The organism is Micromonospora sp. DT229, assembly GCF_049844505.1.
Classification (GTDB): Bacteria; Actinomycetota; Actinomycetes; order Mycobacteriales; family Micromonosporaceae; genus Micromonospora.
Map to the genome: position 1 here is coordinate 1 of NZ_JBNCLD010000037.1, position 12,230 is coordinate 12,230.

Below are 12,230 nucleotides of genomic sequence, written 5' to 3' on the forward strand. Positions count from 1 at the left end.
ACACTCATAGCAGTCGATATTCCCACCCCCACCCACCCCCGTCAACATCCACTCCCACCCCCGCCCCGCCCCGCCCCCCCCCCCCCCCCCCCCCCCCCCCCCCCCCGACGAGGCCCCCCGGGTGGCCGACTGCCACAGCCCCAGGCGGCTGCGCCGCCGGTTGACCGCGCTGCGGGACCGGCTGGCCGCCGAACTGGGCCCGTTGGACGCACCACCCGTCGAGGACTGCCTGCCGGCCTTCACCGCCTTCGCCGAGCGGGTGGCGATCGTCGACCGTTCCTGGCTGGCCGGGGCGCTGCGCGCCGGGCCGTGCGTGTTCGAGGGGGCGCAGGGGGTGCTGCTGGACGAGTGGCACGGCTTCCACCCGTACACGACCTGGAGCACGACCACCTTCGCCAACGCGGAGTCGCTGCTGACCGAGGCCGGGCTGGGCGGGACGGCGACCCGGCTGGGGGTGCTGCGGACGGTCACCACCCGGCACGGGCCGGGGCCACTGGTCACTGAGGACCCCACCCTGCCGCTGACCGACCCGCACAACCCGACCAACCCCTGGCAGGGGCGCTTCCGGTTCGGCCACTTCGACGCGGTCGCCCACGCGTACGCCCTGGCGGTCGCGGGTGGGGTCGACGGCCTGGCGCTGACCCACCTGGATCTCGCCGAACGTGGTCTGGACCTGCGCATCTGCCGCCGTTACGACGGCCTGGACCGGCTCGTGCCCGGCCCGCCCGGCGATCTCGACCGGCAGGCCGAGCTGACCGCCCGCCTGCTGCGGGCCCGCCCGGTGTACGACGAGGGCTCCCCCACCGACTGGCCGCAGGCCGTCGGGGAGGCCCTCGGCGCACCGGTCCTGATCACCTCGAACGGCCCCACCGCCGCCGACAAGAAGCTGCTGGCCAGGGTGTAAGCGCCTCGTGTGGAGGAGGGGCCTCCTCTGCACAGCCGCTGCCCCGAGCATGGAGTCATGGAGACCGCGCTCGACCTGCTCCGGCAGACCCTCAGCTCGCCCTGGGTGTACCTGCTGCTGTTCGGGCTGACCGCGGTCGACGCGATCTTCCCGGTGGTGCCGGCCGAGGCGGCGCTGATCACGGTCACCGTGCTGGCCACCGGTGGTGAGCCGAATCTGGCGCTGGTCCTCGTGGTGGCCGCGCTCGGTGCCGCCACAGGCGACCACCTCTCGTACGCCGTGGGGCGCGGCGGCGGATCGCGCAAGCTCGACCACTCCCCGGCCGGCAGCCGCCGCCGGGCCGGTTCGGAGTGGGCCCGGCGGGCGGTGGACCGGCGCGGCGGCATGATCCTGGTGGTGGCCCGCTACGTCCCCGGCGGACGAACGGCGGTCACCCTGACCATGGGAGCGGTCCGTTATCCCCTGCGGTCGTTCCTGCTGTTCGACCTGATCGCAGCGGTCACCTGGGCGGTCTACTGCGTGCTGCTCGGCGTCTTCGGTGGGCTGGCCTTCGAGCGCCATCCGCTGCACGGAATCCTGGCCGGCATCGGTCTGTCGGTGGCGATCACCCTGGGGCTGGAGCTGATCCGCTGGCTGCGCCACCGCGCCCACCGCCGGGCCGCATGCACTTCGGATCGCGAGTGTTAGAAGGGGGCCCTTCCTCTACACGAGGCGTTAATAAGGTGCCCTTCCTTACCGCTCGGGTGGGTGCCAGGTGTTGCCGTGCAGGAGTTGGCCGGCGCCGAGCCAGGCGACGTTCATCATCCGGGTGGCGGTCTTCTCCGGGTCGGCCTCCGGGTGGTCGGCCAGCCAGTCACCCAGCGACTCGGTCGCCCCGACCAGGGCGTACGCGACCACTTCCAGCTCGGTTTCGGCCACCTCGCGCCCCTCGGCGCGCAGTGCGTCGTCGAGCATCCCGGCGACCACCTCGATGATCCGCGCCCGCATTCCGGCCAGTTCGTCCGCGAACGCCCGCTCGGCGCGGGCCTGGCGGTAGAGCACCGCCCAGCCGTCCCGGTGGGCCCCGACGAAGCCGAAGAAGGCCCGCAATCCACGCCAGAGCCGTTCATCGGCCTGCAGATCGGGCATCGCGGCGGCGGCGATGGCCTCCATCATCCGGGTGCCCTCGCGGTGCAGGCAGGCGACGAAGAGCTCCTCCTTGGTGCCGAGATAGGCGTAGACCATGGGTTTGGAGATGCCGGCTCGCTCGGCGACCTCGTCCATGCTGGCCCCGTGGTAGCCATGGCGGGAGAAGACCCGTACGGCGGCGTCGAGCATCTGTTGCTCACGCACAGCCCTGGGTAAGCGTCGGAAGGTGGGCCTGGTGGACACCTTGCCAGCATACCTACTCACACGTAAGGTTACGCCGGAGTAACTACTGTCCGAGAGGTGCTTTTCATGACTGACTTCGACCCGGCCAACTTCGCCAACGTCGGCCCGAAGGAGTTCGCTCAGCTCGTCAAGTCCACGCCGGACAGCAAGCTGAACGAGGTGATGTCCGGTGAGCTGCGCGGCAAGATCCTCGGAGAGGTCTTCGGGCGGATGCCGCAGCTGTTCCGCGCCGACCGGGCCGGCTCGACGAACGCGGTCATCCACTGGAACATCACCGGTGCCCCCGACGGCGGCACGGACACCTACGAGGTGGTCGTCGCCGACGGGGCCTGCACGGTCAACGAGACCCCGCAGCACGACCCGCGCCTGAGCCTGACCCTGGGCCCGGTCGAGTTCCTCAAGGTCGTCTCCGGCGGCGCCAACCCGGTCATGATGTTCATGACCGGCAAGCTCAAGGCAAAGGGTGACCTGGGCCTGGCCGCCAACATCGCGAACCTCTTCGACATCCCCAAGGGCTGAGATGGTCGAGTTCTCGCTCGACCTGACCGAGGAACAGCGGGATCTGCGCGACTGGGTGCACGGCTTCGCCAGCGAGGTCGTGCGCCCGGCCGCGCCCGAGTGGGACGCCCGCGAGGAGACCCCCTGGCCGATCATCGGAGAGGCGGCGAAGGTCGGCCTGTACGGCTTCGAGTTCCTCGCCACCTGCTGGGCCGACCCGACCGGCCTGTCCCTGCCGATCGCCAGCGAGGAACTCTTCTGGGGTGACGCCGGCATCGGCCTGAGCATCTTCGGCACCGGGCTGGCGGTGGCCGCGATCTACGGCACCGGCACCCCCGACCAGCTCGTCGAATGGGTCCCCCAGTGCTTCGGCGACGTCGACTCCCCGGCCGTCGCCGCGTTCTGTTCCAGCGAGCCGGAAGCCGGTTCGGATGTCGCTGCCATGCGTACCCGGGCCAGCTACGACGAGGCGACCGACGAGTGGGTGCTGCGCGGGCAGAAGGCGTACGCCACCAACGGTGGGATCGCCGGAGTGCACGTGGTGGTCGCCTCGGTCGACCCGGAACTCGGTTCGCGTGGCCAGGCGGCGTTCGTCGTACCGCCGGGCACACCCGGGCTCAGCGCCACCCGCAAGCTGCGCAAGCTGGGCCTGCGGGCCTCGCACACCGCTGATGTCTTCCTCGACGACGTACGGGTTCCGGGCCGCTGCCTGCTCGGTGGCAAGGAGGCCCTCGACGAGCGGCTGGCCCGCGCCCGGGCCGGGAAGCGCTCCTCCGGTCAGGCCGCGATGCGTACCTTCGAGTTGTCCCGGCCCACGGTCGGCGCGCAGGCCCTCGGGGTGGCCCGGGCCGCCTACGAGTACGCCCTCGACTACGCCAAGGACCGGGTCCAGTTCGGTCGGCCGATCATCACCAACCAGGCGGTCGCCTTCACCCTGGCCGACATGAAGATGGAGATCGACGCGGCCAGGTTGCTGGTCTGGCGGGCCTCCTGGATGGGTCGCAACAACCGGCCCTTCACCGCCGGAGAGGGCTCGATGTCGAAGCTCAAGGCCGGCGAGGTGGCCGTCTCGGTAACCGAGAAGGCCGTCCAACTGCTCGGCGGGGCCGGCTTCCTGCGCGACCACCCCGTGGAGCGGTGGTACCGGGACGCCAAGATCTACACCATCTTCGAGGGCACCTCGGAGATCCAGCGTCTGGTCATCTCCCGGGCGATCTCCGGTATGCAGATCCGCTGACCGCCCCGGCCCGGCCGTGGACCTCACCGCCGCGTCCACCTCCGGCCGGCACCCGGCGAACGGGTGCCGGCCGTCTGGCGTCCGGCCACCTCCCGATGGATGATCGGAAGGAATTCGAGCCGTCCGGGCGAGGAACCGAAGGAGGTACGGGGTCGTGGAGCTGCCATTCGTCGTCGCCACCCTGACCCGGCGGGGCCTGCTCACTCCGGGGCGGCCGATCCGGGTCGCCTCCCAGCTCAACGCGCTACGCACCTGGGGTTGGAGCCTGGCCGGTGAACTCCGCCAGGCAGCGGCGCGCGACCCCGACCGGATCGCGATCATCGACGACCAGGGCACCCAGCTGACCTACGCCGAACTGCTCGACCGCTGCCTGCGGCTGGCCCGCGCGCTGCGCGCCGGACTGGGTGTCGCCCCCGGCGACCGGATCGGCGTGTTCGGCCGCAACCATCCGGGCCTGGTCGAGACCATCGTCGCGGCCACCCTGCTCGGCGCGGACGCTGTACTGATCAACACCGGCCTCTCCCCGGCGCAGCTGACCACAGTGGCGCAGGAGCAGCAGCTACGGGTCCTGGTGCACGACGACGAGTTCGCCGAACGGATTTTCGGACTACCGGCCGACCTGCACCGCCTCGACGAGCGGGCCCGGGAGGAACTGATCCGCACCGCCCTGCCCGGCGAGCTGCAACCCCCCGAGCGGGACGGCCGGATCATCGTGCTCACCTCCGGCACCACCGGAGCGCCGAAGGGTGCCCGCCGCCCCATCCCCAGCGGTTTCGGCCCGCTGGTCGCCATCATCGACCGGATTCCGCTGCACGTCCGGGACCGGGTGCTGATCGCCGCCCCGGTCTTCCACACCTGGGGGTACGCGGCCCTTCAGGTCTGCCTCGCGCTGCGGGCCACCATCGTGCTGCACCGCCGCTTCGACCCGGCCACCACCCTGGAGACCCTGGTACGACACCGCTGCCAGGCGCTGTTCGCGGTGCCGGTGATGCTGCAACGCCTGATGGAGGTGCCACCGCCGGAGCACCGGCCGCCGCTGAAGGTGGTGGCGGTGAGCGGATCGGCGCTGCCCGGCGGCCTGCCCTCGGCCTTCATGGACCGCTACGGCGAGGTGCTCTACAACCTGTACGGCTCGACGGAGGCCTCCTGGGCCTCCATCGCGATCCCCGCCGACCTGCGTAAGGCCGCCACCACCGCCGGCCGCCCGCCGCACGGCACCCGACTGGCGATCCTCGACGACACCGACCAGCCGGTCCCGCCAGGCCAGGTGGGACGCATCTTCGTCGGCAACGAGATGCTCTTCGAGGGGTACACCTCCGGGGCTGACCGGGAACGCCGCGACGGCCTGCTGGACACCGGTGACCTGGGTCGACTCGACGCCGAAGGGCTCCTCTTCGTCGACGGCCGGGCCGACGACATGATCGTCTCCGGTGGGGAGAACGTCTTCCCCTCCGAGGTGGAGAACCTGCTGGCCCAACTGCCCCAGGTACGCGAGGCCGCCGTCGTCGGGGTGCCCGACCCGGAGTACGGTCAGCGGCTCGCCGCCTTCCTCGGCCTGCACCCCGGCGAGACCCTGGACGCCGACGCGGTCCGCGAATACGTCCGGCACTATCTCGCCCGGTTCTCCGTGCCCCGCGATGTCGTCTTCGTCAAGTACCTCCCCCGCAACGCCACCGGCAAGGTGCTCACCCGCGAACTACGCGACTACATCAGTTGACCTGCGGCGGCGAGATCAACCCCGTTTCTGCGGAGTGGCGGTATTCGGAACAGCGGGATCCGCCATGCCGCCGTAACGGCGTACGCGCGGTGACGAACACCCCTACTGGCAGCGGCTCGGGGCAGAGTCCGGGGGGTCCCCGATCCGGCTGCCCCCGCCCGCCCGCCAGGCTCGTCCCATGTGGAGCTTCAGACGTACCCTCATCGCCGGTTTCGCCCTCGGCGCCGTGCTGGCCGGCACCGTGCCCACCCCCGCCGGTGCGGTCCCCACCGCGCACCGGGGCTGCCACCTCGGTGCCCTCGATCCCAGCGGGCTGGTGGCAGCGGTCGGCACCATCCCCGACCAGAAACTCACCACCACCAGCGTCCACCTGCGGGTCACCACCCCAGCCGGATGCTTCAACGACACCTTCGGCGTCCGCGACCTGCGGTCCTCGGCACCGGTGCCGCCGTACGCCCGGTTCCGGATCGGCAGCGTGACCAAGGTCTTCACCGCCGTGGTCGTCTACCAGTTGGTGGCGGAGGGCCAACTGGACCTCGACGCGCCGGTACGGCCGTACCTGCCGGACCTGGTCCCAGCCCACTGGCCGGCGATCACCGTGCGGCAGTTGCTCGCCCACACCAGCGGCCTGCCCAGCCCGGTCCTGCCCGACGGGCTCGACTGGCAGCTGGCCCACCGCTACGACCGCTGGACCCCTGAGGAAATCGTCCGGACGGCGCTGGTGAACCCGTCGGAGTACCAGCCCGGCACGGCGCAGCGCTACACCAACATGGGCTACATCCTCGCCGGCATCCTGATTGAGCGGGTGACCGGCATGTCGTACGCGGAGCAGATGCGGCAGCGGATCTTCCGGCCGCTCGGGTTGCGCGACACGTACGCGCCCGGTGCCGCCACCGGCATCCGGGGTCCACACGTCCGGGGCTACCAGAAGGTGATCCGCGACGGGGGTACCGAACTGGTGGACGCCACCCGGTGGAGCCAGACTTTCACGCCCGCCTCCGGTGATCTCATCTCGACCCTCGCCGACCTGGACCGGTTCACCACCGCCCTGTTCGGCGGCCGGTTGCTCGCCCCCGCCCAGCAGCGCGAACTGTTCAGCCACCCGTGGGCCGGCGCGGAACTGAGCAACGGCGGACTCTCCTCGGTACGGCTCCCCGACGGTCGTATCTTCTGGGGCAAATCCGGTGCCCGCTACGGCTACCAGGCGCTCATCGGCGGCATCGGGAACGGCGACCTGCGGGTCGCGTTCGCCGCCACCCCGACCGACGCCAAGGCCGACGGGCAGTCCGCACTCGCTCAGCGGCTTCTCGGTGCCATCCTGTCGCTCACCTGGGCGCCGGTGCCGGGTCAGATGCTCCGGCCCGGCACCGGGCAGTTGTTTGTTAAAAAGGGACCCCTGCTCTACACGAGGCGTTAATAAGGTGCCCTTCCTTTCACAATGGCGGAGGCGATGGCGTTGACGCGGTCGGCGAGCAGGCCCAGGGCGCCCACAGCCCGGTCGACCGGGTCATCACCGGCTCCGCCGAGGGCCCGGGTGCGCTGGAAGGCGCTCTTCACCTCGGCCCAGCGGGCGGCCTGCTCGTCGGTGAGTCGGCCGCGCAGCTCGGCGAGTTTGAGCAGGTTCGCCTCCGCGCCCGCGGCCAGGGTCTGCGCCTCGCCCAGGTAGTGGTCGTCGATCACCGCTTCCAACTCGTCGTCGGTGAGCACCGGAACGACCCGCTCGGCCAGCTTGTTCATGTTCCGGTACGAGCCCTGGAGCTGGAACGGCGGCTCGGTACGGGCATCGTCGGACTGCGCCGCCGAGGCGATGTACGCCTGGTTGTTGGCCAGCACCACCTGCTGCACCCGCAGCAGCTTGCGCAGCACCGAGACGATCTGCTCCAACTCCACCGGCTGGTACGCATGCGACAGCTGATCGGGTCGTACGCTGTCGTCGCCCCGCGCCATCCGGACCAGCAGCTCCAGGTCGGCGCGCTCCCGCCCGGCCAGCGGCGCCAGCACCGGGTTGGCGGTCAGCGAGTTCTCGATGTAGCTGAGCGCGAAGACCTCCTCCCGGCCGGAGAGCACGTCGCCGAGGTTCCACACGTCGGCCCGGTTGGCGAGCATGTCCGGGATCCGGAACCGCTTGCCCGACTCGGTGTACGGGTTACCGGCCATGCACACCGCGAACCGCTTGCCACGCAGGTCGTAGGTGCGGGTCCGGCCGTCCCAGACGCCCTCCATCCGGCGCTGCCCGTCGCACAGGGAGATGAACTTCTGCAACAGCTCCGGGTTGGTGTGCTGGATGTCGTCCAGGTAGAGCAGGACGTTGTTGCCCAGCTCCAGGGCGAAGGAGATCTTCTCCACCTCCTGCCGGGCGGTGGCGTCGGGGGCCTCCGCCGGATCCAGGGAGGTGACCTTCGTACCCAGGGCCGGCCCGTTGACCTTGACGAAGACCAGGCCGAGGCGGCTGGCCACGTACTCCATCAGGGTGGTCTTGCCGTAGCCGGGCGGGGAGATCAGCAGCAGCAGGCCGGACTGGTCGACCCGCTTGCCGTCACCGGTCGCGCCGAGCTGCCGGGCCAGGTTGTCGCCGATCAGCGGCAGGTACACCTCGTCGAGCAGCCGGTTGCGGACGAAGGCGTTCATCACCTTCGGCCGGTACTCCTCCAGCCGCAACCGGTCCCGCTCGGAGTCCACCAGGGCGTTGCGTCGCCGCTGGTAGTCCCGGTACGCCGGGATCAGTTCGGTGCGGAACGCCCGGGTGCGGGCCAGCATCTCGTCGAGGCGTACCGCCAGGGTGGAGCCCTCGATACGGGGGTGGGCCCCGAGCAGTCCGCCGACGGTCTCCGTCATGGCGGCGGTGCTGTTCTCCCGGGGCAGTTCGGTGCCGCACAGCTCGACGGCGACCGCCTCCGGCAGGTCGTAGGAGGACAGGTTGCCGTCGTCGGTGGCGATAAACGCGGTCAGCCAGGCCTGCACCAACTGGTGGCGACCGGCCAGGTCACCGCCGAGGGCCCGCAGGTCCTCGTCGAACTCCCGGGAGGAGCGTGACTGGGTACCGCCCAGGGCCCGCCGGAACCGCTCCAGCATGGTCAGGGCCCCGCTGCCGGTGACGAACCGCACCGGCGGTACGGACAGCTCCTCGAACAGGTACTCCCCGGCCAGGCTCGTCCCGCCCTCCGGTACGGGCAGCCCGGTCTCGCCCAGGAACCCCTCGATCGCGGTGGCCAACTCGGCGCCCAGCCCGTCGGCGGCGTCCTCGCCCTCGGGTCGACCGAACCGCTTGCGGGCCCGGGCCAGCGAGGCGGCCCGCGCCGTCCAGGCCGTTCGGGCCGCCTCCTCGGTGCCGTACCGCCAGAACAGGCAGGCCGCGGCACGGTCGGCGGGTGGGTAGCGCAGCAGTTCCGCCCCGACGTGCAGGCGTAGCAGCACCCGCAGGATCTCGGCGGCGTCATGGTCGTGCACCCCGCGCTCGTACCCCTCGTCGTAGCGGGTCTCGGCGATCCGCCGGACCAGCTCACGAAGGTCGTCACCGTCGACCGCCGCGGTGTGCAGGGCGTCCAGGGTCAGCCCGTCGCGGCCCGCCTCGGCGGCGGACAGGATGGTGGCGGCCAGGTGCTCCGCCCGGTACACCTGCGGCGACTCGGAGACCAGGAGCTGGTCCCAGAACCGCCGGGTCTGCTGGAACTCCTCGTCGCGCACCGGGGCCCGGTAGTCGGTGCCGGTCACCGCCACCGCCATCCGGCCCTCGTGCGGCACCACGGCCACGTCGATGGGCTGGGTGTTCACCGCGAACCGGTGCCGGCCCAGCCGGATGGTCTCGCCACCGTCGGCGTACAGGTCGAGCCGGTCGCGCAGGCCGCGCCCGGCTTCCTGCCGGGCGGCCCGGACCCGGCCGTCCAGCTCCTCGGCCCGTACCGCGTCGCCGAGGGTACGCAGCTCCTCGACCACCGTACGCAGCTTGCCGACCATCGGATCGGCCGCGAAATAGGTGTTGATCTCATCCAGCGAGCCCAGGGTGCCGGCCCGCCGGTGCACACTGACCATGATCCGCTCGGCAGAGGTGACCAGCCGGTCGGCGCGGCGGGACCGCTCGTCCAGCAGGGCCTGCTTGCGGCTGGAGAAGGCCTCGTAGATGTCGGTACGCCGGGTGGCCAGTTCGGCCAGGAAGTCGTCGAACTCGCCGAACCGCGACTCCAACTCCTCCACCCGCAGCAGCAGCCGACCGAGTTGCTCGTCGCAGCGTTCGGCCGTGTCGGCCGCCGCCAGCGCACCGGCCACCGCCTGTCCGAGCAGCGCGAACTCGGCCGCGAAACCGGCCCGCCCCTCCACGGCGGCCAGCTCACGACGGCGCTTGTCGAGCACCGCCCGGGCCCGGTTGACCGCCCCCAGCACCTCGCCGACCCGACCCAGGATGGCGGTACGGACGGTCGCGTCGGCGATGTCCAGCCCACCCACCACGTCGGTGATGGTCTGGAGGCCCTCGGTACGGGCGGCCAACTCCTCGCTGACCGTACCGGCCTCGGCCACCGTGCCGATCTCGGCGGACCGGGCAGCGAGCCGGTCCACCTCCTGCTGGTAGCCGCTGAACGCCTCGTCCCGGCGGAGGAACTCCACCGCCCGACGGCCGGCCACCGCCAGTTCCTCGTCCAGCCGCCCGGCCAGCTCGTCGATCCGGGCATGATCGACGTAGCGCAGCTCGCGCAGGGTCTCCAGGTGCCCCCGGGCCCGCCGCAGGCCACCCAGTTGGGCCACCCAGTCGTCCGCGGTCAACGGCGCCTCGCCCCGGGCCCGGCGGGCCAGCGAGGCGATCTGCTCGGCGCTTGCCTCCACCTCGGCTCGGGCCTGATCGGTGAGGGTACGAACCTTCTCGTGCTCCTCCAGCACGGCGGTGGCGGTCCGCCGCAGTCCGACCAACGGGGTGGCCAGGTCGCCGAGTTCCTCCTCGCCGAGCCAGTGGTAGTGGTCGCTGATCCGGCCACAGGCGGCGATCAGCGCCTCGTACACCTCCGCCGTGGCGGTGCCCTCGATCATCCGGGCCGCCGACAGCGAGTCGGAGATGCCGCGGACCAGGTCCGCGTTGCCGATCCGCTCCAAGGGCCCGGTGCCGGCCGGCTGCGCGGCGGCGTACGCGTCGGAGACGTACGGCGTCTGCCAGATCTGCATCGGGTGGACCCGGGTCGGCTCCTCGGAGACCGCCCGGGACACCACCAGGGTGCCGTCGTCGAACAACGAGAACCCGTGGCACGGGATCGGTGCGGCGACCTCCTTGCGGATCGCGTTGTACGGCAGCAGCAGCGAGCGTCCGTCGTCGCGGGCGTGGAAGACGTAGAGCACGTCCTCGCCGTTCGGCGAGCGCACCACCCGCTCGAATTCCAGGCCGGTGACCTCGGTGTCGAAGGTGCGGGTGACACCGGTGGCCAGGTGGTATCCGCCGGGGAAGATGATGCCGTGGTCCTCGGGCAGCCGTTGGCAGGCCACCCCGATGCCGTCCAGCCGGACGACCTCACGGCTGATCGTGTTGAAGACCAGGTGCCGCCACTGGGTCTCCTTGTACGGCCGCAGCCGCATCAGGATCAACGTACCGACCCGGGCCCAGTGCACGTCGGCGTCGGCCAGGCTCTGCAACGGCTCGTCCACCGGCTCGCTGTAGATGCCCTCGCCGACCTCGGTGTTGTTCTCCACCTTGACGGTCAGGGTGCCACCCACGGTCTCGACGAAGACCTCGCCGCCGATGGAGATGTGCGGGTGCCGGCCGAGGATGTGGTCCTCGCGGGTGGTCTCGATCCACTCGAAGTCGTGGCTGGGCGGGAAGACGTGGTCCCGTTCCCCCCGGCTGTCCAGGTACTCCGGCACCCCGTCGACGCCGACCTGCCAACGCAGCACCCGGATGTCCTCGGTGCGCGGCCCGGTCTGGAACACCGCCAGCAGTCGGCCGTCCACCCGGCGCAGTTGCAGCAGCCGGGCCTGCCGGTAGTAGCGGTACAGCTCGGAGAAGTCGCGGACGAACTGCGGGTGGCGCAGCAGACCGGGCAGTTCCTCGTGACCGGCCTCGTCGAACCGGAAGGCCTCCGTCTCACCGGCCGACTCGCGGACGAACCTGTGCAGGGAGAAGACGTCGTCGATGCTCGTCTCCGGCTTCAGGCCGATGAAGACGTTGTACCCGAACAGCATCAACCCGCCGACGGAGACGATGTCCCGGGGTACGCAGTTGTGCTCGGTACGGATCCGTTCGGTGCTCAGCAGCCGCAACTCCGTGCTGCCGAAGACCTCCAGCCGTCGGGCGTTGAGCGTCTCGGCCCGCCGGGCCAACTCGGCGGCCTGTGCGGCCAGCCGCCTGCGCAGCACCTCGTAACTGCCGTCGTCCAGCCCCGGGGAGCCGGTCGCGCCGTTCGCGTCGACCGTCGGGACGGCCGCCTCCGCTTCGCCTGGTCGGGTCGCCGGGGCCGGGCCGGGGGGGGGGGGGGGGGGGGGCCCCCCCCCCCCCCCCCCCACCCCCACCCCCCCCCCCCCCCCCCGCC

At 71.4% G+C, this 12,230-nt stretch carries 7 protein-coding genes and 1 pseudogene; 6 read left to right on the top strand and 2 right to left on the bottom strand.

The genetic code is table 11. The annotated features are described in order from the left end of the window. Positions 1-103 precede the first annotated feature (103 nt). Together ACLQ2T_RS28865 and ACLQ2T_RS28870 are read left to right on the top strand one after the other, a co-directional pair. A pseudogene (locus ACLQ2T_RS28865) lies at positions 104-904 on the top strand (adenylosuccinate synthetase); the annotation flags it as partial. Between the two features lie 57 nt (positions 905-961). Continuing rightward, entirely contained in the window at positions 962-1,591 is a 630-nt protein-coding gene (locus ACLQ2T_RS28870; protein ID WP_425769517.1) for a DedA family protein, read from the top strand. A 45-nt stretch (positions 1,592-1,636) separates the two neighbouring features. Here ACLQ2T_RS28870 and ACLQ2T_RS28875 read toward each other — a convergent pair whose 3' ends face one another. Beyond that, a complete protein-coding gene (locus ACLQ2T_RS28875; RefSeq protein ID WP_425769518.1) occupies positions 1,637-2,275 on the bottom strand; it encodes a TetR/AcrR family transcriptional regulator in 639 nt (212 codons plus the stop codon). Positions 2,276-2,341: 66 nt separating this feature from the next. Here ACLQ2T_RS28875 and ACLQ2T_RS28880 point away from each other — a divergent pair, with 66 nt between their 5' ends. The 4 genes from ACLQ2T_RS28880 to ACLQ2T_RS28895 all read left to right on the top strand — a co-directional run bounded on the left by ACLQ2T_RS28880 (position 2,342) and on the right by ACLQ2T_RS28895 (position 7,144). Continuing rightward, a complete protein-coding gene (locus ACLQ2T_RS28880; RefSeq protein WP_425769519.1) occupies positions 2,342-2,794 on the top strand; it encodes an SCP2 sterol-binding domain-containing protein in 453 nt (150 codons plus the stop codon). A 1-nt stretch (position 2,795) separates the two neighbouring features. Next, positions 2,796-4,010, top strand: a complete 1,215-nt coding sequence (locus ACLQ2T_RS28885) for an acyl-CoA dehydrogenase family protein (protein ID WP_425769520.1) — start codon at positions 2,796-2,798, stop codon at positions 4,008-4,010. 154 nt (positions 4,011-4,164) lie between these two features. Then, entirely contained in the window at positions 4,165-5,727 is a 1,563-nt protein-coding gene (locus ACLQ2T_RS28890; RefSeq protein ID WP_425769521.1) for an AMP-binding protein, read from the top strand. A gap of 178 nt (positions 5,728-5,905) precedes the next feature. After that, entirely contained in the window at positions 5,906-7,144 is a 1,239-nt protein-coding gene (locus tag ACLQ2T_RS28895) for a serine hydrolase domain-containing protein (protein ID WP_425769522.1), read from the top strand. Here ACLQ2T_RS28895 and ACLQ2T_RS28900 read toward each other — a convergent pair. After that, a complete protein-coding gene (locus tag ACLQ2T_RS28900) occupies positions 7,141-12,057 on the bottom strand; it encodes a DNA repair ATPase (protein WP_425769523.1) in 4,917 nt (1,638 codons plus the stop codon). The genes ACLQ2T_RS28895 and ACLQ2T_RS28900 overlap by 4 nt on opposite strands. Between the last annotated feature and the right edge of the window lie 173 nt (positions 12,058-12,230).